Source organism: Nitrosospira sp. CT (assembly GCF_059489795.1).
The window spans coordinates 1-23,614 of record NZ_JCAHZJ010000067.1 but is presented as its reverse complement, the minus strand read 5'-3'; the positions used below and the strand labels follow the sequence as shown (position 1 = coordinate 23,614).

Annotated in this window: 17 protein-coding genes and 1 pseudogene; 13 read left to right on the top strand and 5 right to left on the bottom strand. The window is 51.4% G+C overall.

Going from position 1 to position 23,614, the window contains the following annotated elements; genetic code table 11:
- Positions 1 to 198: 198 nt before the first annotated feature.
- The 4 genes and pseudogenes from AC52W5_RS13210 to AC52W5_RS13195 form a co-directional block, all read right to left on the bottom strand.
- Entirely contained in the window at positions 199 to 402 is a 204-nt protein-coding gene (locus AC52W5_RS13210) for a helix-turn-helix domain-containing protein (protein WP_495671330.1), read from the bottom strand.
- A 370-nt stretch (positions 403 to 772) separates the two neighbouring features.
- Positions 773 to 1,090 (bottom strand): hypothetical protein, encoded by a 318-nt coding sequence (locus AC52W5_RS13205; protein ID WP_495671329.1) that lies wholly within the window; start codon positions 1,088 to 1,090, stop codon positions 773 to 775.
- Positions 1,091 to 2,110: 1,020 nt separating this feature from the next.
- A pseudogene (locus AC52W5_RS13200) lies at positions 2,111 to 2,406 on the bottom strand (type II toxin-antitoxin system RelE/ParE family toxin).
- A gap of 6 nt (positions 2,407 to 2,412) precedes the next feature.
- Positions 2,413 to 2,685, bottom strand: coding sequence for a type II toxin-antitoxin system ParD family antitoxin (locus AC52W5_RS13195; protein ID WP_495671328.1), 273 nt, complete (start codon positions 2,683 to 2,685; stop codon positions 2,413 to 2,415).
- A 471-nt stretch (positions 2,686 to 3,156) separates the two neighbouring features.
- Here AC52W5_RS13195 and sbnA point away from each other — a divergent pair, with 471 nt between their 5' ends.
- The 12 genes from sbnA to AC52W5_RS13135 all read left to right on the top strand — a co-directional run bounded on the left by sbnA (position 3,157) and on the right by AC52W5_RS13135 (position 20,347).
- A complete protein-coding gene (gene sbnA, locus AC52W5_RS13190; protein ID WP_074974863.1) occupies positions 3,157 to 4,161 on the top strand; it encodes a 2,3-diaminopropionate biosynthesis protein SbnA in 1,005 nt (334 codons plus the stop codon).
- Positions 4,158 to 5,183 (top strand): 2,3-diaminopropionate biosynthesis protein SbnB, encoded by a 1,026-nt coding sequence (sbnB, locus tag AC52W5_RS13185; RefSeq protein ID WP_495671327.1) that lies wholly within the window; start codon positions 4,158 to 4,160, stop codon positions 5,181 to 5,183. Before sbnA ends, sbnB begins: the two co-directional genes overlap by 4 nt.
- 149 nt (positions 5,184 to 5,332) lie before the next feature.
- The gene (locus tag AC52W5_RS13180) at positions 5,333 to 6,988 is read left to right on the top strand and encodes an IucA/IucC family protein (protein WP_495671326.1); all 1,656 of its coding nucleotides are present in this window, start codon (positions 5,333 to 5,335) and stop codon (positions 6,986 to 6,988) included.
- Positions 6,981 to 8,165, top strand: coding sequence for an MFS transporter (locus AC52W5_RS13175; RefSeq protein ID WP_074974860.1), 1,185 nt, complete (start codon positions 6,981 to 6,983; stop codon positions 8,163 to 8,165). The genes AC52W5_RS13180 and AC52W5_RS13175 overlap by 8 nt, the downstream gene beginning before the upstream one ends.
- A complete protein-coding gene (locus AC52W5_RS13170) occupies positions 8,162 to 9,898 on the top strand; it encodes an IucA/IucC family protein (protein WP_495671325.1) in 1,737 nt (578 codons plus the stop codon). The genes AC52W5_RS13175 and AC52W5_RS13170 overlap by 4 nt, the downstream gene beginning before the upstream one ends.
- A 4-nt stretch (positions 9,899 to 9,902) precedes the next feature.
- The gene (locus AC52W5_RS13165; RefSeq protein WP_495671324.1) at positions 9,903 to 11,684 is read left to right on the top strand and encodes an IucA/IucC family protein; all 1,782 of its coding nucleotides are present in this window, start codon (positions 9,903 to 9,905) and stop codon (positions 11,682 to 11,684) included.
- On the top strand, positions 11,675 to 12,436 hold the full coding sequence (locus AC52W5_RS13160) for an HpcH/HpaI aldolase family protein (protein WP_495671323.1): 762 nt from the start codon (positions 11,675 to 11,677) through the stop codon (positions 12,434 to 12,436). The genes AC52W5_RS13165 and AC52W5_RS13160 overlap by 10 nt, the downstream gene beginning before the upstream one ends.
- Complete coding sequence (locus tag AC52W5_RS13155; RefSeq protein ID WP_495671322.1) at positions 12,433 to 13,638, top strand: type III PLP-dependent enzyme; 1,206 nt, start codon at positions 12,433 to 12,435, stop codon at positions 13,636 to 13,638. The genes AC52W5_RS13160 and AC52W5_RS13155 overlap by 4 nt, the downstream gene beginning before the upstream one ends.
- Positions 13,639 to 13,654: 16 nt before the next feature.
- Positions 13,655 to 14,098 carry a hypothetical protein gene (locus AC52W5_RS13150; protein WP_495671321.1) on the top strand — a complete coding sequence of 148 codons (444 nt, stop codon included), beginning with the start codon at positions 13,655 to 13,657 and terminating at the stop codon, positions 14,096 to 14,098.
- 253 nt (positions 14,099 to 14,351) lie between these two features.
- Positions 14,352 to 16,448, top strand: a complete 2,097-nt coding sequence (locus tag AC52W5_RS13145; protein WP_495671320.1) for a TonB-dependent siderophore receptor — start codon at positions 14,352 to 14,354, stop codon at positions 16,446 to 16,448.
- Between the two features lie 96 nt (positions 16,449 to 16,544).
- Positions 16,545 to 17,657 (top strand): PepSY-associated TM helix domain-containing protein, encoded by a 1,113-nt coding sequence (locus tag AC52W5_RS13140; RefSeq protein WP_495671319.1) that lies wholly within the window; start codon positions 16,545 to 16,547, stop codon positions 17,655 to 17,657.
- Positions 17,658 to 18,106: 449 nt separating this feature from the next.
- The gene (locus tag AC52W5_RS13135; protein WP_495671318.1) at positions 18,107 to 20,347 is read left to right on the top strand and encodes a TonB-dependent receptor; all 2,241 of its coding nucleotides are present in this window, start codon (positions 18,107 to 18,109) and stop codon (positions 20,345 to 20,347) included.
- 125 nt (positions 20,348 to 20,472) lie between these two features.
- Here the strand turns inward: AC52W5_RS13135 and AC52W5_RS13130 are convergent, their stop codons facing one another.
- Positions 20,473 to 20,703: a PepSY domain-containing protein gene (locus AC52W5_RS13130; protein ID WP_495671317.1), complete on the bottom strand. Its 231-nt coding sequence runs from the start codon at positions 20,701 to 20,703 to the stop codon at positions 20,473 to 20,475.
- Between the two features lie 592 nt (positions 20,704 to 21,295).
- Here AC52W5_RS13130 and AC52W5_RS13125 point away from each other — a divergent pair.
- Positions 21,296 to 23,215 (top strand): S9 family peptidase, encoded by a 1,920-nt coding sequence (locus AC52W5_RS13125; RefSeq protein WP_495671316.1) that lies wholly within the window; start codon positions 21,296 to 21,298, stop codon positions 23,213 to 23,215.
- The last annotated feature ends 399 nt before the right edge of the window (positions 23,216 to 23,614 follow it).

Here is a 23,614-nt window from a genome sequence, read left to right as displayed (position 1 = left end):
TCGTCACTGAGCAGCAATCGGGGCATCGAAAACTCGTGTTGTTACTGTATGAGAGCTTTAACAATACGAGTTTTCTTCCTAATGACAAAACCTCAGATTGAAACGTCAACAGACCCTAGCAAAATCTGGGCGAGCGCTTAGAGCCGGTCCGTGAAGCGGCTTGTCCTAAAGGGATAGATGAGGCAGACAGGAAGGATTCTATGACGCGTTGCCTGTGCCTGATATTTTCAACCCTTTTTCTTCCATTTTTCTCTGCAAGAGTTTCTGAGTGATTTTTAGCATTTTCCGCCGTCCATACTCCCAACCCTGGACGGTCTTGAGCGTGACGTGAAGCATTTCGCCAAATTCCGTTTGCGTCAGCCCAAGTGCTTGACGCGCTTCGCGTATTTCTTCTTGGGTCATTTCCTGCCATCAAGCTTGTTGAGCATTTCCTCTTATTGGTTCGATCCCAATGTACTGGCGTTGCTGGACAGCCTCATATACAGCAGACAATTTTCATAGGAAACGAGCTCGGGTTCCAGGTATCCTCCCCAGAAGCTGCGCCAGCTTTTTCTCACCGATTCTCCGCCCCATTCTCACGAGAACCATGATGAAAGCCATTCAAATCAATTAGGTTGCAAAAATCGGCATTATTCATCTATCAGTGAAAAACCTCGTTATTGCTACTGCCTGGCCACGCCGTGCGTAATTTTAGCTGGGAAGGGAGGCATGATTCATGTTGACCTGATCCAGCCTTGGGTTTTTCGATCTTGATTCCAGTCTGCTTATATTTTTAGTAATGCTGGCCACATCTTCTCCATAAGGTCTTGTGCTTGGAAAATCGCTCCTGGATAAGAGGACGAATGGTTTTTAAACGTTCCTCAGATAAAGTGTTGAGCGCGCGCTTCATACGTTCCGGCGACTCTCCGACGCGACCTCGGTCGTGCTCTGGAAGATGCGCGAAGACTTCATTCAGAGTAGGGCGCAGTTCTTCCATCAGCGCTTTTCCCTTTGCCTCCTCTGCTTCAAGTTTGACGATAGTTTCGGCCTGCTCTTCGGGCTGCCGCCGATCAATTTCAGCACGCTTGTTCCATATCGAATAGCAGCACATTTCAGCTTTCCGTTGCGAGCGTGCTTCAGGAGGTTGTCAATTGCCTCCGCTACCCTCTGCTTGTTCCGTTTTTCATCCAAGTCGATAATCTTGGCGATTGATGTATCGTTATTCATCAGAATATTCCCGTTTGACAGAGGTTGGCCAAACTACTGTCACAATCCTTGCTCCAGAAGGACTCTGTGTTCTTTGTCGTTACCAATTCCGCACCCCGCGTCTGCGCGAATTGTGCCAGTCCCTTTTGGATTTGCTCCTCTGTGCCGCCCGGATGAAGCGACCGAGCGGGTTTCTGAATAAAAAAATGGCTGGCTTGCCCGGAAGGAAGGGGAAGGGCTGGCTGGCTAAAAGACCACCGGAAAAGGAGTAACCGGCGGTAACGGATAATCTGCGCCCAAGCGTTAGGATAGCGGTATCGTTTATAACGATAATGATTCTCATTCTACTTAAGAGATTCAAGAGAAGCAAGGGGAAAGGATAAAAGAGGAGGAATTTTTTTATTCCTGACCAGCAGGTTAAACCGCACAGGGTAAGGATTTTATCCAGTGGACTTTTTCGTAGCAGACGTGGATGATCTTGCCATGGGATCAAGCTTGATCAACCCGATGTCCATCCTATCAGCTTGCTCATGACGCTCACATTAATAAGGCTACTCCATGAAGACAGTGGGACAGGGGATAGAGAGAAGCGACAAATGGGAAATGATCATTGGGCTTGTATACTGGACGGAGTTCTTGAACGTTATATGTGCGGGTGCAAGATTCCTTGTAAGCCTTTGGCTATGGTTATGGCTATGATCACGGCCACCGCCAATACAAGGAAGAATACTGGGATGGGAACTGCAAGGTAGAGCGCAAGCTGGAGAAGAGCGGCGAATACAAGGAAGAGCGGAAGTGCAAAGCCCCCGTCACGGCTACTATGAGCAGGCCCCTATATATTTACCTGTTCCACTCTGGTAAATGTCCACTCAATTTTGAATTCCGGCACTTTGGGGAACAGGAAGTTGCAAGTTCTCCTGTTGTATCACTCGCTTTCGAATTGAGTGGGAATGTCGCGCGTACTATGCAGTACGCGCACTAGGGCAATGCCATCCGTAACCAGTTCGTAAAACAGTATGTAACGGCCGACAGGAAAGCTACGAAGCCCAGCCATCAGCTCATCACGGCGCGTCCCATCATGGGTTGGGCTGCAAGCATTCTCAGTTTACCATCGACAATATCGATGAAAGCATCAGCACGATTGATGTTGTCATCGGCAATATATTCCCAAATCTCAATCAGGTCTTCCTGAGCAAGCGGACGCTTGTAGATGGCTGGCATTCACGCTTATACAGTGCGATTGGTAGAGGACGTTCTTCCCTTCGCCCGCCCGGCCCGCTTGATATCCTCCGCATCCCAGGCGGTAGCCGGACCGCTGTTTACTCCTTCCTGGATATCGTTACGCAGTTGCTCCAGCCTGGCAGCGCGTATTTGATCTTTCTCTTCCATCAAACGCAGGGCTTCGCGCACCACTTCACTGGCTGAGGTATAGAGTCCGGATGTAACCTTCTGCCGCACCATTTCTTCAAGCTGAGGTGTGAGATTGATGTTCATTCCCATGAAACTCTCTTATGTGTACGAATAAGAGTTTATACCATTTATAGCAAGTAGTAGCAAAGATTGACATAATGCGCACCGTACATAATGAGGTCACGTAACTCAGCTTTAGAAAGGAGGCCGCGTCATCCGTCTTTATGGAAAAGCAGATGAATCTTCGAACGTGCGAAAAATAGCATAGGTAGATGCTCAGGTTGAGTTCCGTGTATATAAAATAATAATAATCGTTATCATTATTATTACTATTAGCATTTAATGCTCGTGCCCTTGTTACATCCGTAATGAGGCACAAGTCAGCTATCTTTGGGCTATTGTCGCTTAGTCCTTTTTCTCCAGTAGCCCTGCTCCTTTGGAAAAAGGGACTAGTCATGCTCCTGTAGGGAAATGACTAATCGTTATGTGCTGAAAGGATCGATTGTCGGAATAAAAAAAGTAAACAGAGAAACTCCAATTAACTTAGACCTTGGGTGCTAAATGATCTTTCAGAACGTTCTTGATGGTATAGGGAAGACGCCTATTGTTAAGCTCTCTCGTCTGTTCAGTGATTCGCGATTTGAAGTGTTGGCGAAGTTGGAGATGGCTAACCCGGGGGGTAGCATCAAGGACAGGCCAGCAAAGTACATCATAGAGCGTGGATTAGCAGATGGTTCCATTGGTCCGAAGTCGCACATCATCGAAAGCTCCTCCGGCAATTTTGCTATTGCGCTAGCCATGATTTGCCGTGTGCATAAATTGCGATTCACCGCTGTAGTTGATCCAAAAATGTCACCCGCGAATCGGAGAATTATCGAGTGCTATGGGGGCAATATAGAGCTTGTTACAGAGAAGGATCGCCAAGGCGGGTATTTAGAAACCCGAATCGAACGGGTTAAGAGCATGTTGCGTGAGCAACCGGATGCAATATGGCCCAATCAATATGCCAATGAGCGTAATTGGCAAAGCCATTATTACGGTGAAGGGGAGGAGCTTCTGCGTGATTTAGACTGCCCGCCCGACTATTTAGTATTAGGCGTTAGTACCTCTGGTACGGTCCACGGTATTACCCGCCGTCTGCGAGAATCATGGCCGGGCTTGAAAGTCGTTCCTGTCGATGCCTTCGGTTCAATACTGTTTGGCACCCCGCCCGCAGTCCGCGAACTTCCCGGGTTAGGGGCCAGTCGAGTACCAGAACTGTTGAAGCGAGACGAACTTGGAGAGGCTATTCACGTTGACGACTATGAGTCTGCTGTGGCCTGCCGACAGTTAGTAAAGTATGAAGGAATTTTTGCAGGGGGCTCTTCCGGTTCTGTCATTGCCGCTATACAGCGCATCTGCGCTTCCTTAATGAAGCCCGCGCGCTTTCTCACGATCTTGCCAGATCGAGGGGAGCGTTATCTGGATACCGTATATAACGACCAATGGGTGGCACGCATGAAGGAACGCCATTTGGCTCGTACCCTAAAAACCTTTACCGAAACCACTCTTGAACAAAAAGTATGAAAACTTCAACTTCCTCTCCAACCCTGATCTATCTCAGTCAAAACGATCTACACGCATTAGGAGGCGGACGCTCTTACCCTTATGTTGAGGCGATAGTGGATGGATTAGTCTCCCATGCTCGCGGCGACTACGTCCAACCGCTCAAACCATATCTACGCTGGCCAGGGGCAGATCATATTGCTGACCGCATTATCGCGATGCCGTGCTATTTGGGGGGTGAACACCCGGTCGCGGGACTGAAATGGGTGGGCAGCCGGCAGCATAATCCAGGCCGCTTTGGCCTTGACAGAGCGAGCGCGATCATTGTGCTTAACGATACGCAAACCAATTATCCGATCGCAATTCTGGAAGGCGCGTTGATTAGCGGGATGCGCACTGCTGCTATTACTGCTGTCGCGACTCGTTATCTGGCTCGGGAAGGTTTCACCGATGTGGCGTGCATTGGATGCGGTCCTATAGCGCGTATGCAAATGCAGACACTATTGGAACAGTTTCCTTGTATCGAACGTATTCATCTATTCGATTTGTCGGGCGTAGCTGTCGAGACATTGATCGCCGCTCTTATGGAAAATTACTCCGAGGTAAATTTTATTAATGCCTACTCGGCCGAATCCGCAGTACGTGCAGCTGACATTGTCGTAACTTGCACAGTAACGGATTCACCCTACCTGGCCTACGAATGGCTTAAACCTGGTGTTTTCATCAGCAACATCTCCATTATGGACGTTCATAAGAGCGTTTATGAGAAGGCTGACAAGGTAGTTGTAGATGACTGGCATCAGTCCAACCGCGAGAAAAAAATTATCAACCAACTGGTGCTGGAAGGACGCTTTAGCCGCGATCAGCTACATGCCGAATTGGGAGAAATCGTTATCGGGGACCGGCCTGGTCGAGAAAATGATAACGAGATTATTTTGCTCAATCCTATGGGTATGGCGCTCGATGACATCGTTTGTGCTCGCCACTTTTACCGCCTTGCACGGGAGCAGGGAGTCGGTACCCAGCTTCCGCTGTACGGTTGATCTGTATATAGGCCATGCTGCCCTATACATATGCAACTCGGTTGGCTCAGGATGTGCTCGATGCGCTGTGGTTGGAAGACCTTTATGGTTTTCGCGCCCATTGCACAACTAGTTTACTTCTCGGAGGTAAAAGGGTCCTTAGCATCGCCTTGGATAACACCCGGTCGTTAAGCTGGCAGGTGGAGTGGGTAGATGGTTTGAGGCCATTCCGGATTCTGAACCCTCTCGCGGTTTTGCATGCTGGAGAGCACACATCAGACGTCGATATCAATAAGGTTGCTGAGGTGTTGCAAACCGCAGAATGGTGGCGGGACCAGACCGGGCGCTTTGCAAGATTCTTTAATCTCGCCCATGACCAGGCTGTTTTCACGGCAGCGCATGAGCGTGATATCACAACCCGGCTTCTCCGTGCCCCCGAAGATTTGCTGTCCTGGGAAGCTTTAAGCTGCTTGAAGGACCGGCCATTTCATCCTTTAGCCCGAGCCAAGGATTGGAGCGGCAGCGATGGTTGCGTTTACGCTACTGAAAGGGCAACCGCACTTCCGCTACGATGGGTTGCGATATCGCGAGATCGAATAGTTAGCGGGTCAGCAGCGTCCATGGTCGGGCAGCCCTTAGCTGAGAATCTGCTTGATCCTGCACAGCATAAGAAGTTGGGGGAAATTGCTCGTTCTCGCAGTGTCGATAGCGAAGATTGGTTGTGGCTGCCGGTTCATCCGTGGCAATGGAAGCATCTTACCCAGGCGGCCCCTCCAAAACTCAATGAATGTGTTGATCTGGGTACAGGATTTGGAACGGCTGTTCCCACCGCTTCACTGCGTTCCCTAGCCGTTACTGGGTATCCCGGCATCCATCTCAAGCTCTCACTTTCTGTACGTACCCTTGGTGCGATTCGCACCTTGCCGCTCCGCTATCTGCACAATGGTAGCCTTGCTAGCACTTACCTGGAATCTTTGCGCATTAAGGATGAGTGGCTGGCAGCCAATCTGTTGCTGTGCGAGGAGGATTGTTGGTGGGCGATGCGGCAATCGGACTCTCTCGTATCCGAGCCGGGAGAATTCGCCTGCATGATTCGTCGCTATCCGGCGCTACCTGGTACAACTTTGATTCCAATGGCGGCATTACCCGTAGTCTCGATTGACGGCAGATTGCCCGCGTTCGATTACCTGATTGGCCCTAACGGACAGGAAGAAGCAGCGTGGGGCATGTTTGAGGATATTGCCACGACCTTGCTCGAGCTGGGACTGCGCTGCTTCGCCCATGGCGCCATGCCTGAGCTGCACGGGCAAAATGTACTGCTGGCTTTCAAGGGTCAGCGTATTTCCACGCTGGTGCTGCGTGATCATGACACCTTGCGCGTTTGCCACGCGATGCAGACCCCGGGTGTCACAACTCCCCATTATATCGTCGACCGCTCCACGCCAAATACACTAGAACTGAATACGCCTCAGGAACTGCTGGCCTATCTGCAAACACTGGCCATTGAGGTCAATCTATACGCCATTCTCGCCGCATTGGCTACACGCTATAAACGAGAAGAAAGCTGTGGTTGGGATATCGTCCGGTACGCACTCGAAACATGCCTATCGCGCGTTCCATTACCCTCGAAAATGGCTAGTCAGGCTAAAAGTCTGCTGCTCGAGGAACCCTCCTGGCCATTCAAGCAATTGCTTGCCCCGCTACTTGGCACTATAAGTTTCAGTACCGGTATGCCGAGCGCCATGGGTCAACTCCCCAATCCATTGCTAGCCATTGGCCGGACTAGTATTGAGATGAATCGGCGTGGAGGAACAATCCATGCATAACCTCACACTGCTACTCGTCTGCCAAGCGGTAACCACGCTAGGACTGATGGTCTTTGTTCCCATTATGCCGCTGTATATCGCAACGCTGGAACAAATGGACGGGAGCAGTGCAGGGTACTGGAGCAGCCTCGCACTGTCTGCACCCGCTGTGGGAACATTGTGTTTCGCTCCTTACGTTGGCAAATGGTGCGACCGTTTCGGCTACAAGCAAATGCTGTTGATTTCACTGTGCGTATTCATCGCCAGCATGCTGTTGATGGCGCTCGGATCAACTGTATACGGCTTTATGTTGGGCCGTCTGCTACAGGGCGTCAGTACCATTGGAGTGGTGCTAACTGCCTTCATCGGGTATATCAGCGATGACACCTCACGCGGCCGCTCATTGGGGTTGCAGGAAAGCGCAATTGCGTGCGGTGCCTTGGCCGGTCCCGTTCTGGGCGGCATCATGCTGGACTATTGGTCGCTTAAGCCATTGCTGCTTACCAGTGCCATGCTTACGGGAGTTGCTGGCGGAATACTTTGGAGCAAACTTAGCGAGCCACGAAAAGCAGCCCCGATCTCGGGTCTGTCTTTTTTTGGTTTGCGTACCGTACTCAGCGACAGCAATCTTCGCAACTGGATGTTGGCTGCCTGTTTAATTCAGGCAGCTGCATTCGCCTTCGTCAATGTCTTCGCGCTTTACCTGTCGGCGCGTTTTCCTAGCGGTGAGGCAATTGCCAGCAAGGTAGGCCTGCTGCACGCCCTGGGCTGGCTCGCAACCATGCTGGCTGCTCCGCTATGGGGTCATTTAAACGACCGGAGTGAACCACGACGTTATTTTATTATCGCCGCCATGGGTTGCGCGCTATCCACCGGTTTGCTGGTAGTAATCGATGAGATCTGGCTTATCGCCTTGTTGAGATTGAGCCAAGGTGCTTGTTATGCAGCACTGATGCAGTCGGTATTGCTAGCTTGCAGCCGGCAGTTGCCGGCCTCCGAATACGGCCATGTGACAGGATTAAGCAGGAGCTTCATGGTGGTTGGTCAACTCGCAGGTCCGTTGCTCATTATGCTTCTTCTGCCCGTCTTTTCCCCTATCAGCCTCATCTGGCCTGTTGCCGTACTGTTCTTCATCGGGGGCTTACTGGTTCTTTACAATCGTACCGCTTGCTTTTCTTTTGCAGAGATAAGGAAATGACCGCAATCTTGTTACCTCTTCCGCAAATGGCCCCGATAGAGCGACGCATGGTGGAGCAGTATCTCAATACCTATTGTCGGGAAACAGGGTGTTTTGATCCGCGTCTTGCGGCGGATGAGGCGGGGCCAATTGAACTTCATCCCTACATTGAAGCGTGGCGAGCGGCAGGATTAGCACCATACCTCGTTTCGTTTGCACGAGCAGGGTATCAGCTGGTGGGCGCATTTTCCTGCTTCTCACCAATCGGTTATAACTGCCTGGTGCCATTCGCATGGATCGGCCATGAGGGTAAATGGCAACCCCTGATATATGACGTTACCCCACTTGTTGATCTGATTGCTGATGAACTTGCTTTAAACAACTCTCAGCCTCCGGAAATAGTGGAAAACAATCGTCAGAGGTTGCAAACACTAATGAGGAATAGCATAGCCCAGGTCCGGCGCTTCCATTTACATAAACCTGTCGAGGGGCGTCCCCCTTTCATTAGAGCTGAGCAAAGCCTTCGCTTTGGCCACATTTTCCATGTCACCTCAAAGGCTGCCGAAGGATTCAGCGAAGAAGACATGCAACGCTACGCCCCTGAACTAAGCGCTTCATTTCGGTTGCATTACCTTGCGGTCAAGACGAGCATGATGGACATGCGTGTCGTCAGTGGGGAACCTCCTTCCCTTGACCCCGAAGTGGCGATGTTCTCCCGAAATCTGCTTGCGGATGGAAATTATGGGTTATTGCCATGTCATCCTTGGCAGGCAAACTATCTGCTGGATCTGCCAGAAATACGCCTGATGCTAAAGGGCGGGGAGTTAATTTCGCTTGGCCCTCTAGGCGAGGTGGCATGGCCCACGTCTTCCGTACGCACCGTCTGGCTTCCTCATCAAAGCTTATTTCTTAAGCTGTCACTAAATATTCGCATTACTAATTTCATACGCAACAATCCAACCGAGCAGGTAAGGCGTGCGTTGGATGCGAGCTTGGCACTGTCCTTATTGCCTGATCACGTGCTCCAGCAGCCCGCATTCCGCATTCTTCCGGAATTAGCGAGTCAGACGCTGAAGCTGCCGAATGAAGCTTTGCGTGCAGCCTGTGCAGTGGTTTACCGGCAGGGGATGTCCACAAGTGAAGCAGGGCAGGTTTGGCCTATCGTGGCGGTACTGGAAGAGCCCGCCGATGGGGAAATACCGTTACTAGCCTTATTGCGCGAAGCTGCCCAGGCAAAACCGCTTGACGAGGAGCTGATCCGTAGATGGTGGAAATGCTACCTCGACATTACCCTGTTGCCTATGCTCAGTCTGTTTTTGAGATATGGCATCAGCCTTGAAGCCCACCTCCAAAACACCTTGATTGCTTTTCACGATGGCTGGCCAGTGCGTGGTTACGCGCGAGACATGGAAGGTGTCAGCATTAGCCGGGACCGCTTCCCCTTCCTCGATTGCCTGCCCCTTGATAGTCCCGCCCTCTACACTGAGCAACAGGCTTGGCACCGTTTCCAGTATTACGTCCTGGTGAATCATATAGGTCACGTTATCGCATGTCTGGCTCGCACTGGACTGATTACAGAGTCCAAGTTATACCGGGATACTGCGATGGTTCTGAGTTCGATAGATGACTCTCTAATACGACAACTACTTCTTCAAGCCACCTTGCCCGCGAAGGCCAATATGCTTAGCACCTTTTATCAGCATGGCGAGCATCCTTTATGGGTGGAGATACCTAACTTTCTAGTTCAAAGATGACGCAATGAATTCATCTGACTACAACAACCTTATTAATAGCCCGGCTTACCACCAGGCTAGCCGTCGAGTATTGCGCCAACTGTTGGAGGCGCTGTTGTTTGAAGATGCTCTTCCACATTGTATCTGGGATGGCAAAAAACTGAACATTCCGGCCCGTACTTCTAATAACACCCTTATCAGTTATCAGTGCCAGGCTCGTCAGACTATCAGCTTTGGCCGCATACGCATCACTACCCCATTGCTGCGCATTGAGCGCGGCGTAAGCGCAGAAGCTTCTGATCCTGCCTTATTCATGACCGAGATTGCGCCTTGGCTAACCGCAGACGAGAGCCGGCTCAGCCAGTTTTCGGCAGAATTACTGGCGACACAGATCAAGGATGCACAAGCGTTGTTTGCACGGGATGGAAAGCTATTGCGCGGGGAAGATTATGACACCTTGGAGGCAAGGCTGACCGACGGCCATCTCTATCATCCCGCTTACAAGTCCCGCATCGGCTTTAATCTGGGTGATAACAAGATGTATGGGCCAGAAATGGCTCCTCCCATGACACCCATCTTACTCGCCGTAGCCCGCACCCGTTGTCGTTGGGCAATTAGCAGTACGATGGACGACGATAAAGAAAGAAGCGTTGCCATGTTGGGGGAAGCCGGCTCAAAGTATTTTTGTGACCAAATAATCCAACGCGGATTACAGCCAGAAGATTATCTGCCATTGCCAGTTCATCCATGGCAATGGGGTGAAGTCGTTCTGCCAAGCTATCACCAATCCATGGCGCGGGGAGAACTGCTGGTAATAGGCTTATTAACTGACCAGTATTTGCCTCAGCAGTCGATTCGTACGTTAAGTAACTTGAGTAACCGAGAACGGTTGTCGCTCAAGTTTTCGATGAACTTCATCAATACGTCCACCTCACGGGTGCTGGCGCCGCACACTGTAGAAAATGCTTCTGTCATTAGCGATTGGATGCATGCCTTGGCAGAACGCACTGACTGGTCTTCACCTCTGGCGCGTCCCGTACTGTTACGGGAAGTAGCCGGCGTGAGCTTTACCCCACAGGGTACTGCTCATGGGCAATACGGTGCATTGTCATGCATCTGGCGCGAAAGCGTGCATAGCTATTTGCGTGGGAGAGAAAAGGCCATACCCATGACGGCAGTAATGCACATTGATACTGATGGCAAGCCCTTCATTGATCCATGGATACAGCGGTATGGGGCCGAACAATGGCTAAGACGACTTGTCGAGCGAGCGTATCTGCCCGTGCTGCATCTGCTTTGGGAACATGGCACGGCGTTGGAGTCCCATGCGCAGAATATGGTGCTGTTGATGGAGGAGGGGCTACCCACCCGGGTCGCCCTTAAGGACTTCCATGATGGAGTGCGCTTCAGTAAAGCGCTGTTGTCTTCACCGGCTCCTGTGCTCACCGCTCCGCCTAGGGAGCACGCGCAAATCAACCCCAACTCTTTCCTGGAAACAGCAGCTGCAGATGAGTTGAGGGATTTTACCTTTGATGCGCTTTTTTTCGTCAATCTGGCGGAGCTGGCCTGGGTATTCTTGTGTCACTACGGCACTACAGAACAACTATTCTGGCAAATCACGGGGGATGTGTTGCGGGCGCACCAGAAACGCCATCCTCAGAGTAAAGGGCGCTATGCCTTGTTCGATTGCTTCGCGGATGATGTAAGCGTCGAGTTGCTGGCAAGCCGTCGTTTTCAACCAGAAGTCCGATTACGCACCAAGCGTGCGCCTAACCCACTTGCCAAGGTTGAGGAGCTATGCACCTGAAGGGACGCTTGCAAGCAGGCGATGCTGTGTATGGCGTGTTCTGTTCCATTCCAGCTGCGCTGAGCGTCGAACTGATCGCTGCGGCTGGCTACGATTTCGTCGTAATTGATCTGGAACATACACTGATCGCTCCAAGCCAACTCGCTGCTATGCTTTTGGCGGCACGCGCCAGCAATATTGCTGCACTAGTTCGTGTGGCGTCGCCTCATCAGGTCTTGCAAGTATTAGATGCGGGGGCAGAAGGAATTGTGTTCCCACGTATTCGCACAGCACAAGCAGCACGAGATGCAGTTAGCTTTTGCCATTTCGCCCCCATGGGACAGCGCGGTCTTAACTCTACCTGGCATAGCCGGTACGGTCGCGATGACTTGGCGAGATTTACGAATATGGCAGGAGAGCAAACCTTGGTGGTGGTAATGATTGAAGACTGTGAAGGTCTTGATAACGTCGAGGAAATTGCCGGGGTAGAGGGGGTGGACGTCCTGCTGGAAGGTGCAGCCGATCTCTCGCAATCGTTCGGTCTCCCCTGGCAGACCCATCATCCGAAGGTGCGCGTAGCGGTATCACTTGTTAGCGCCGTAGCCCGTGCCCATCATAAAGCGTTCTGTGCCATCCCGCGAGTACCTGGAGATTTCGAATCAGCTTATCGTGATGATATTCGTATGTTCATTCTTGGCGATGACCGAGGCATTACGCGTCGAGCCATGGCGGAGCATCTGGTGAAGCACCAGACTAAGGTTATCTCCCAATGAACCTGCAACATTTACAAGATTATCTGCACAGCCACGCACAGGGTCACTCGCAGCCCTACCATCAGCCAGTATGTGCCTATCTTTACGATCTCGAGCATCTACGTCGGCGCGCGGATATGCTGCGCCGTAGCTTGCCATCGCAGTGCATGCTGTTTTACGCGATCAAAGCAAACAGCGATGAGCCGATACTGAAGGCATTGCTCAATCACACAGACGGCTTTGAAGTGGCGTCTCTGGGGGAGATCCTGCGTGTGCGCGCTATTGATGATTCCGTGCCTATCGTATTCGGTGGGCCCTGCAAGAGCGATATTGAACTGGAAGGCGCGCTCAGTCATCGCATCGCGCTGATCCACGTGGAAAGTGAGCACCAGTTGCGGCGCCTGAACTGGATTGCTTGGCAGCGTAATGAAGTGGCAGATATTCTAATTCGGGTTAATCCGGCTCATGTGCCGCAACACGCGACACTACGCATGGGTGGGCAAGCCACTCAATTTGGCGTAGAGGAAGCCCAAGTTCCATCTTTGCTTGAACTAATCCAGACCCTGTCCAACATTAACCTTAGGGGCCTGCATATCCATGCGATTTCCAATAATCTCGATGCAAATACCCACCTCGCCCTGGTAAAACATTACTTTGACCTGGCAGAGGACTGGCAGCAACGCTATAGGCTGAAGTTTGAGTGGTTGAACGTTGGCGGCGGCATTGGTGTGAACTATGCCGACCCGAATGCACCTTTCGACTGGGAAAACTTTTGCGATGGCCTGGCGAGATTGGTTAGCGCACGTCAGCCGGGCTTCAAGATTGTCTTCGAGTGCGGCCGCTTTCTTGCTGCAGACTGCGGCTGCTATATAAGTGAAGTCGTCGACATAAAGAGCGTCTACGGGAAGCATTTTGCTATACTTCGCGGCGGCTCGCATCACTTCCGGCTACCGGTTTCCTGGCAACACAATCACCCCTTCCTCGTGTTGCCGCGGGATGACTGGCATTACCCTTTTTCCCGTCCAGCTGTGCACAATGCTCCAGTCACGCTTTGTGGTGAATTATGCACTCCCAAGGACACGCTTGCCCGTGAGGTTCATGTCGAAAGCCTTCGGGCAGGCGATCGGATCGTCTTTTTGCTCGCAGGGGCTTACGGTTGGCACATTTCGCATCACGATTTTTTAAGCCACCCCCATCCCGAACGCTTGTTTCTCGATAATTAATAAAAAAGGATTAACCATGCTCTGTTCGCTCCCCATTCATTTTGTACCCGTCAAGCAGATCCGTCCCAATGAATGTCACTACTCCAACCATGCAATGGCCTTGGCGGATGTGATTATGCACGAGCAGCTCTGGCGTATTCCTATTGCTCTTGAAAGGACCAGCCATGCTGTCATGGACGGTCATCATCGCCTGAGGGCCGCTCAACAGCTCAAGCTGAAGTACGTTCCCTGCCTGCTGCTTGATTATGATCACGTGAAAGTCCATGCAACCCGTGACTGCTACCTCGTTAACCCTGAGGAAATCATACGTCGAGCTAGAACGGGCGAGTTATATCCACCGAAAACGACTCGTCACCTGTTTCCATCGCCTTTTCCTCTTTGCAATATTTCATTGGCATTGCTGCAAGGTCAAGCCGAACTACGGCCTTCGATGACAGGGCAATGCTCTCTGGCTAGCTGAGCCGTATATTCTTATTTAACAGAATCAATGGGAAAACGGGTTTAAGTAAAGCTGGGATAGCGTCTAGAAAAATGACGTAATGAGACGTATAATCATTTCTGTCTGCTTACTTATATACATAGCATAATGCATTGATGGGCGCTCGATAAGCAATTACATAAACAGGCTTACAAGTTACGAGAGGAGTAGCAGGCGGCTTTAAATTTCCGTGATTGCTCGAGCGGCTAATAACTAGAAACTAGAAAAATAAATTATGAAAAATAATTGCTTCTCAGCAATCGTTGCAGCTTCCCTAATATCTTTGATTCAGCAGGCAAACGCTCAGCTTTCCGCTCAGGCTGAGCCAGGAAAACAGCTTCCCGCTGTAACTGTTACCGGAGAACGCGTAGGGAGCTTCAAATCGGACACCGTGCAGGTAGGCACATTCCGCGACATGGCGCCTATCGATGTGCCCCAGACCAGCAATGTCGTGACGAGGGAAGTGCTGGATGCGCAAGCAACCACCAGCTTGTTCGGTGCCTTGCGCAATACAGCTGGGGTGACTCGCGCGCAACTGAACGGCTCCACTTACGACAATCTCTCGATCCGCGGGATTCTCGTGGAGAATCGCAGCAATTATCGGCTCAATGGATTCATGCCGATCATCAACCTGATCGACATTCCGATGGAGAACAAGGAACGCGTCGAAGTACTTAAAGGCGTCTCCTCTCTGTATTATGGATTTGTGCCTCCCTCTGGCATTGTCAACATGGTCACCAAGCGCGCTGGCAAGGATCCCATCGCTAATGTTTCGTTGATGGCGAATATCTATGGCGGCGCCAACACCCACATTGATCTTGGCCGGCGCTTCGGGGATGCGCAGCAATTCGGGGCGCGTATCAATCTTCTCGCCGGGAGAGAAGATATCGGTATCCATAACTTTTCCGGATATCGGGCGCTGATGTCGGGAGCCTTCGACTGGCGGGTCACTGATCAACTGTCCATCAAGTTCGATGTGGAACATTATCGGAAGGAGGTTTCGGAGCAGGCGGCAATCCAGGCGCCGGCAGCGGCGAATGGTGTGATAACGCTGCCGCCTGTTCCGAATGCCCGCCGCAACCTTGCAGGGGAGTGGCAGAAATATGATGCCGAAGCGACCAACCTGCTGCTTCGCGCCGATTATGCGCTGAGCGATAACTGGGCACTGTTACTTGAAGCCGGTAAGGCGCGCACCATGCGCGATCGGAATTTTTCCCAATTTCAGAATTACAATCTTGCCACGGGCCAAGGTACGCTGCGCATCTTCTTTAATCGGAATCAGGTTTGGGATAACGAAAATCTTCGGGCAGAAGTTTTCGGTCGCTTGCCGGGCCAGTTCATCACGCATGAAGTATCCCTGGGTTTTGTCGGTAACGAACGGAGCCAGGATCCGCGCACTTCATCTACTGCCGATGTGGCGCAAAATCTGTTCCATCCGAATGACATCGCGCGATTATCCCCCACCGCCCCATTCCGCTCTAACTTCTCGAAAATAACGGATCTGGGTGTGTATCTATCCGATCGCATTTTGATTGCGGACAGACTGCAGGTAATGTTGGGAGTGCGCGGCAGCTTCTATGAGAGTGTCGGAACCAACACTCACTTTAAGGCAACCAACGTTAATCCATCGCTGTCACTGCTGTACAAGATCATTCCCAACGTATCGCTCTATGCAAGTTACATTGAGGGAGTCGAAGAGAGCGGGCAGGCGCCGGCCAATCGCGCAAACAGCGGCGAGATTCTGGCTCCGGCGGTATCAAAGCAAAAGGAAGCGGGCGTAAAGGCGATGATCGCGGAAGGGATACTGCTACAAGTAGCCTACTTCGATATCAAGCGCGCCTCGACTACTATTGATGCGGCCAACCGCTTTGTTTTGAACGGGATGGCGCAGTATAGCGGGTTTGAGCTGGCAGCTTCCGGTGAGATAACCAAGCAACTGTCCCTTATCGGATCAGCCCTGTTCATGGAGGCCAAGCAGTTAAATAGGGATAATCCTGCGACGTTTGGCCGGATACCGGATAACACGCCGGAGCGTACGGCGAGCCTCTTTGCGGAGTATCGTTTGCAGAGCGTGCCCGGCCTAGCCCTCGGCGCCGGTGTGTACTATGTGGGCAGACGTCCAGTCAACACTGCAAATCAGGCTTTCGTGGATGACTACGCTATATTGTCTCTTAATGCGCGTTATGCAACCCGCATAGCGGGTAAGCGCACCACGATCCAGGCGGTGGTAGATAACGTAACTAACAGCAACTACTGGAGTACCGCAGGTAATGGTCTGCTCGGTGTAGGAGCTCCTATCATGGCCAAAACCGTGGCTCGGGTCGAATTCTGAGGATTGTGCACCCGAATGGGAACTGGAGAGCGACGAAGTCTATAGACGAAGCCAAGCCTCTTTTCGGACTGCTAACGTCAACTTGAGATATTCGCCATGAAATTGCGACGCGTTATTTTCAATCTTCATCTCTATATCGGATTGGCGGCAGGGTTGTTTCTGATAGTGAGCGGCTTGACCGGGAGCATGGTCGTTTTCCGGGATGAAATTGAAGCGCTTACTCATCCCGAACTCATGGAAACAGCGGTAGGCGAAGACCACGTTCCTGTGCAAGCTGTGCTGGATGCAGTCAGGCACACATACCCCGAGGACAAGCTTCTTTATCTACGCATGCCGCGGACTCCGCAGGAAACCTATCTGTTCAAGATGAATAGCGCTCACGACTTGTTCGTGTATGCGGATCCTTACAGTGGGGAAGTGCTCGGCGGGCATCGACAGAAAGAGACCTTCATGGGATGGATCGCTTTAGTGCATACGGAACTGCTGAGCGGCGAGCTTGGAAAAAATATCCTCGGCGTTAGCGCCTTGCTGCTGATCTGCATGTGCGGGACAGGGCTCTTCCTTTGGTGGCCGCCCAATGGAATAAGAAATATTTCCACAGGCTTTAAAATCGGTTGGCCGGCACCCTGGAAAAAATTTATTTTCGATCTCCATCGCGCTTTTGGCGCCTATACCATAATCTTTTTGATCATTGTTGCATTCACTGGCGTTTCTCTGGTTTTCAACAAAGCTGTGGCTGAACTCATCAATTCCCTGACAGCCAGCGCCCCAAGACCTTCCCCGCCCAATTCCAGGGTAAACGAAGGGGTGGACTCAATGCCTTCCCTTGACGCGTTGCTGGATCAGGCTGACCGCATTCTTCCCGCCCCAACTACCTGGATAACTTTCCCTCAAACACCTCAGGCTCCAGTTGTCGTGCGCAAGAGAATACCTGGTGAGTTTAATCCTAACGGCCGCAGCTTCGTCTATTTCGACCAATATACCGGAGACGTATTACTCGTTGAAAATGCATCAAATGCTTCTTTGGGAGCCCGCGTTTTCAACACTTTTTATCCCATTCATACTGGAGTAATCGGTGGCCTGCCCACTCGCATGTTGCAAGCGGTAGCGGGCCTGACCCCTCTTTTTTTATTTGCTACGGGCTATATGATGTGGAGAAATCGAAGGAAGGCAAGGGCGTATAAAAACAACTCTAAAGTTGCCTATTAATTCCGTACGGCAGGCCATAATTTTGAATTTTCCTATACCAAAACCTGAAACCATTCGATGTTTTTAGCTGGACTAGGCTTACCAGGAGTGTTATCAGGTAAAAGAAATAGATTAAGCATTAGCTAAGTCAGAAGGAGAAGGGCAACCTTTTTCCCTTTTCAAAGGGGCGATATTCAAAGTGTGTGTTCTTTACGGCACTGCTTAGTGTCTCTGCGTCAAAACACTCTCCTGCTCGAATGCAATTTACTTCCGATGCCCTGACATGGGACCAGAGCTTCAGGATATATCACCGAAGCGGGGTTTTATCTTTCACATCGAGAATGATTCTCGATTACAATATGGGGTTTTTCTACATCCCATGTAGAACCAGAACCGCACCAGCCAGCCCATAGCCAGCCCATAGCCAGCCAGTGCTCTTCCAACAAAAAACCAAGAAAAAGGAAAACATTGTGCTGAAGATCACTTCTGCTGTCCGCTCTTCGCGTATCCCTACGCCACTGCGCTTTAAGCCGCTGGCTTTCGCCATGCATATGGCCTTCGTCGGCCTGGTGTCTCCGGGATTGATCAATCAGGCTCATGCACAAACTGCGCCAAAGGAAAAACAAGAAGCTGCCGAAAAGGAAAAGCAAGAAGATGCCGCCGGCGATGTCCCGACACTTCCCGAGATGAAAATCAGCGCGGAACGGCCTGATGAGCTTCCACAACCCTATGCCGGCGGACAAATTGCGCGCGGCGGACGACTCGGCGTGCTAGGCAATATGGACCTCATGAAGGCTCCTTTCAGCATCAGCAGCTATACCTCGCAGATGATGCAGAACCAGCAGGCCATCACGGCGGCTGACCTCTTGACCAGGGACCCTTCGGTCCGCTCTACCGGGCAACGCGGCGGTGTCGTCGATTCCTTCTATATTCGTGGTTTTCCGATCGGTGAAGGCAACGTGGGGGAATTCGCTTTCGACGGGCAGTACGGCGTGGCCCCTAACTACCGGATATTTACCGAATACACCGAACGTATCGAGGTGCTCAAGGGGCCTGCCGCGCTGCTGTATGGGATATCCCCGAACAGCGGTGTTGGTGGCGTCATCAATATCGTTCCCAAGCGTGCCTCGACCGACCTGACCCGGCTCACGGGCAACTATTTATCAGGCGCGCAAGGAGGCGGACACCTCGATATTGCCCGGCGCTTCGGTGCGGATCGCCAGTTCGGCATACGGCTCAACGGCAGTCATCATCAGGGCGATACCCTCCTGGACAACCAGTTCCGCCAGGGGGATATCGCTTCCGTGGCGCTCGACTATCAGGGCGAACGGTTTCGGGCAACGCTTGACGCCTTCGGCCAGTATGAGCGGTTCAAGGCCCCGTCACGCCCGTTCCTGGTTGCTGCCGGTGTTGCCGTGCCGTCGGCGCCTGATGGCCGGCGCAATGTCACCCAACCCTGGGGCTGGTCGAAAATCAAGGATGCGGGACTCCTGCTCAAGGCCGAATATGACCTGTCCGACGTGCTGACATTGTTCGCCAGTGTCGGAGGCGCTCATACGTGGGTGGATCGGCTATCGGATCAGACGCCGACGATCCAGAATGCCGTTGGCGATACCAGTTCAGTACCGATGTTTTTCAGGTTCGGTATTGACCGCTCCAGCGCAGATGGCGGATTGCGCGCCCGGTTCAATACTGGTCCCATTCGCCACAACGTGACGCTTCAGGGCACCGGTTATCGCGATCGCCTGGAGCGAGGATCCACCGCTGGAACGGCAGTATTGTCGAACATGTATTCCCCGATTGACCGTCCCAGTCAAGCCCTGGCGACGCCTGGTCTGATGAAAGTCTCGGAGACCGAATTCTATGGAGGCGCATTAACTGATACCGTATCCATGGCCGAAGAACGTATATTGCTTACCCTGGGCGTGCGCTTCCAGCAGGTCAGATCGGATAATTTCAGCTCAACAGGCGCCGTCACGTCCACCTACGACAAGGGAGCGATCACGCCGCTGGTGGGACTGGTCGTCCGGCCCTGGAAAAACATCTCAATCTACGCCAACCGTATGGAAGGGCTTAGCAAGGGTGACATTGCTCCTCAGATCGCAGTTAATGCCGGCCAGGCTCTCGCGCCCTACAAAACTGAACAGCTTGAGGTCGGCGTCAAGGTCGATTACGGCCGCCTGATTACCACGCTGAGCCTCTTCCAGATCAGGCGGCCCAGCCCTCTGCTCACGGACAATGTCTTTTCCCTTACTGGGGAGCAGCGCAATCAAGGTGTGGAACTCGCCATGTTCGGCGAGCCCATGGCAGGAGTTCGGCTGCTGGGCGGTGTGACACTGGTGGATGGTGAATTAACAAAAACCGGCAATCCCGCCACGCGGGGCAACAGGCCTGTTGGCGTGCCGGTATTGCAAGCCAATATGGGCGCCGAATGGGACATGCCGTGGCTGCCCGGCTTCACCTTGACCGGCAATCTCGTCCACACCGGCAAACGATATATCAACCAGACCAATACGCAGAGCGTACCTTCGTGGACGACATTTGATTTTGGCGCGCGTTACAGCGCCAAGGTGCTTGGAAAATCCACCATCATCCGCGCCAATCTGCTTAATGCATTCGATCGCAATTACTGGGGAGGCGTGGCTTCCTTCGGCACTTTATCGTTAGGCACGCCGCGCACCGTGCTGGTGTCGGCTACGATCGACTTTTGAGTAGATCAGTTTGGGTCTCCTCTCCATATCATTTGACCGCATATTCTTTCATCGATGCGTGGACAGGATTTTCTGTTTGGCAAGCTAAAGTACGACAGGTCAGCAGGATGCAAGAATAATGTCGCTCACCTTGTGAGCCTCCTAGCAGCACTTGTTCTGTCAGAGTGGAATCGATAGTCAATTTTAGAGTTACTTTTATATCCCTTCGTCTTCCTTCGATTTCTCCACATCATATAGCCCGTAGCAAATAAAAAAAGAGGGGCTAGGCCCGCTACCGCTTGCAACAAGCGAGTGGACGGGCCACCGATTACTCCAGTATGAATGGGATAAAAAGTGTTAAAAATGCGGGCTCCCAAAGGAGCATTTGATCAGCTCACTCAATCAAAACCCGGAGCGCCTTTCACATGCACATGCGAACTTTAAACAAATAGTGAGCCCACTATTAGTGGAAATGGTGAGTCTCAATAGTAGAGATTATTTTTTATTCCTGAACACTGCTTTGACAAGAATCGTAGCTAATCCAATTACACCCAAGCTGATTAACCCGATAAATAGGATAGCTAAGGTTAATGGCTCAATCTTAGCTACAGCCTCGAGGACAGAGGTAGTTTGCATAGCAAACTCCTAAAAGACGCCTTGTTAACCGACAATATAAAAAAGTCAAGAAAAATTTAAGCTAAAATTGATATATCATTCTAAGTACCTGCTCAGCGCCTTCACGCCCCCTAGCTTATCGCGCCATCCTACCGCATGAACTCCAGCAGCTTCGCAGTCAGTCCCATGCAACACTGTCACCAGATAACCATGTCGGCCGCTGCACACACGCCAGCATCGACACACATGTGGCTCATGGCGCTGACAATCCACCTGTATGATCCTCTGGTTACCAATGTGAAATGTCAACAGACCCTAGGGCTCCAACCATAAATTAAGAGATCAGGGATTGAAATGAACCAAGCAACCAAGTCAGTGTTTCCGTACGGGTTTTGGAAGTCGCCAATTACCTCCGATTTAATCGTCGCCGAGGCGGTTACTCTCGTCGATGTTCTCTTGGATAATGATGACGTTTATTGGATCGAAAGCCGTCCAAAAGAAGCGGGACGCTTCGTTTTAGTAAAACATTTAGCCGATGGGACTACGCGCGAGGTTGTGCCGGAGTCATTTAGCACACGAACACGGGTTCATGAGTACGGTGGAGGTGCTGTTTTAGTTAAAAATGGTACGGTATATTTCAGTAACGATTCGGATCAAAAATTATACCGTCAAAATCCGGGGGGACCTCCTTTCGCCATTGGGAGTGCATCTCAATGCCGGTATGCCGACGGCATTATTGATGAGAGTCGCGGCAGAATTATCACAGTACGCGAAGATCATAGCCAAGCAGATGGGGTAGCGGTCAACACTATTGTTGCCGTCGCCGTAGACGGTCTAAGTGACGATCAGATCCTAATTTCAGGCAACGATTTTTATTCCAACCCACGGCTTAGCTCCGATGGAAAGAGGCTTGCGTGGCTGACGTGGAACCATCCCAATATGCCATGGACGAGTTCGGAATTGTGGACGGCAAATGTGACTGACTCAGGCGAAATTACTTCGCCGCGGAAGATCGCTGGCTCTATAGATGAGTCGATTTTTCAACCAGAATGGTCGTTGAATGGGACGTTATATTTCATTTCGGACCGAAGTGGCTGGTGGAACTTATATCGAGTTAAGAACGATTCAATCGAAGCGGTTATGCCCAAAAAGGCTGAATTCGGTCAAGCGCAATGGTCCTTCGGTATGGCGACGTATGGATTCGCCTCAGACAGCAGGGTGGTGGTTAGTTACATTGCGAATGGCCGCACGCATCTTGAGATTATTAACGAGGGAACAGGGGATGTAACACCCATCAGTTTCCCTTACACGGAGGCGGCTAGCGTACGTGTAAATGCGAATTACATAGTTGTCAGGGCCGGTGCTCCGGACAAGCCCTCATCGGTCGTCAAGATCGGAATAAAACCACCAGCTACCATCGAGATTCTCCGGCGGTCAACGGAGGTCATAGAAGATTCCTCTATTCATGCCTATATTTCGATTCCGACACTTATCGAGTTTCCAACTGGCAACCGAAGTGCGTATGGATGGTATTACGCGCCATACAATCCGGACTTCACGGCTAGCGTAGATGAGTTACCGCCGCTCATTGTAAAAAGCCATGGTGGACCTACTGCTGCAGCATCCAGTACGCTTGACCTAAGAATTCAATATTGGACGAGTCGAGGATACGCGGTTGTTGATGTTGACTACGGGGGGAGTACGGGTTATGGCCGAGAGTTCCGCAATCGTCTTTATCAGACCTGGGGGATCGTGGACCTTGAGGACTGCACAAATGCAGCGCGCTTCCTTTGTAAAACCAAACGGGGTGACGAAGCACGTACCGCGATCACTGGGGGGAGTGCTGGGGGATACACTACCTTGTGTGCGCTTGTATTTAATGACTTTTTCAAAATAGGCGCCAGCTACTATGGGGTTGGGGATTTAGAAGCTCTAGTTCGGGACACGCATAAGTTTGAATCCCATTATTTAGATTGGCTGGTTGGCAAATATCCCCAGGAAATAGAGAAATACAAGGCTCGTTCCCCTATCAATTTTACTGAGCGATTATCAGTGCCAGTGATTTTTTTTCAAGGTAACGAAGATAAAATAGTTCCTCCAAATCAAGCGGAAATGATGGTTAGTCGAATACGTTCAAAAGGACTTCCCGTAGGTTACTTTTTATTTCATGGCGAGCAACATGGATTCCGCCAAGCCTCCAACATCAGACGATCACTGGATGCTGAACTGTACTTTTACGCGACACTGCTAGTGCGATCCGGACTTCAATTTTAGGCGCTGGCATAGCCAAGCACAGATCCTAAGCTTACCTAGCATGGAAATCATGAGCTAGTGAGCGTATCTGGGGTTAGACGCGGCTCGGGCAACGTACGCCAATCCTCTATCATTTTCGAGCGCTTTTGCGCAGATTATCTCCAAACCAGCTCCCTTTCCCATCCAAACAATTCCTGAGCATAGCTCATGCGTCGATCGGCGTTCCAACTGTTCCAATCAGGATAGATTTGATGTGCTCCCCATAAAACGGGCCATTTGGAATCTAGTAAAGTTCGTTTTTGACCCGCCCCCGAAATCAGTACCGGTCTAAAATGGAAAATTCCGGCTCCTTTGGCCTGCCGGACAAGGTGTTTTCCCTTGCCTGACGGGCAAATTCAGCAGGGGTTGCCCACTGCAATG

Bases quoted from the DNA above. Each gene is read 5' to 3' on its own strand.
- AC52W5_RS13210 (WP_495671330.1), bottom strand. From the start codon at position 402: ATGACCCAAGAAGAAATACGCGAAGCGCGTCAAGCACTTGGGCTGACG.
- AC52W5_RS13205 (WP_495671329.1), bottom strand. From the start codon at position 1,090: ATGTGCTGCTATTCGATATGGAACAAGCGTGCTGAAATTGATCGGCGG.
- AC52W5_RS13195 (WP_495671328.1), bottom strand. From the start codon at position 2,685: ATGGGAATGAACATCAATCTCACACCTCAGCTTGAAGAAATGGTGCGG.
- sbnA (WP_074974863.1), top strand. From the start codon at position 3,157: ATGATCTTTCAGAACGTTCTTGATGGTATAGGGAAGACGCCTATTGTT.
- sbnB (WP_495671327.1), top strand. From the start codon at position 4,158: ATGAAAACTTCAACTTCCTCTCCAACCCTGATCTATCTCAGTCAAAAC.
- AC52W5_RS13175 (WP_074974860.1), top strand. From the start codon at position 6,981: ATGCATAACCTCACACTGCTACTCGTCTGCCAAGCGGTAACCACGCTA.
- AC52W5_RS13170 (WP_495671325.1), top strand. From the start codon at position 8,162: ATGACCGCAATCTTGTTACCTCTTCCGCAAATGGCCCCGATAGAGCGA.
- AC52W5_RS13165 (WP_495671324.1), top strand. From the start codon at position 9,903: ATGAATTCATCTGACTACAACAACCTTATTAATAGCCCGGCTTACCAC.
- AC52W5_RS13160 (WP_495671323.1), top strand. From the start codon at position 11,675: ATGCACCTGAAGGGACGCTTGCAAGCAGGCGATGCTGTGTATGGCGTG.
- AC52W5_RS13155 (WP_495671322.1), top strand. From the start codon at position 12,433: ATGAACCTGCAACATTTACAAGATTATCTGCACAGCCACGCACAGGGT.
- AC52W5_RS13150 (WP_495671321.1), top strand. From the start codon at position 13,655: ATGCTCTGTTCGCTCCCCATTCATTTTGTACCCGTCAAGCAGATCCGT.
- AC52W5_RS13145 (WP_495671320.1), top strand. From the start codon at position 14,352: ATGAAAAATAATTGCTTCTCAGCAATCGTTGCAGCTTCCCTAATATCT.
- AC52W5_RS13140 (WP_495671319.1), top strand. From the start codon at position 16,545: ATGAAATTGCGACGCGTTATTTTCAATCTTCATCTCTATATCGGATTG.
- AC52W5_RS13125 (WP_495671316.1), top strand. From the start codon at position 21,296: ATGAACCAAGCAACCAAGTCAGTGTTTCCGTACGGGTTTTGGAAGTCG.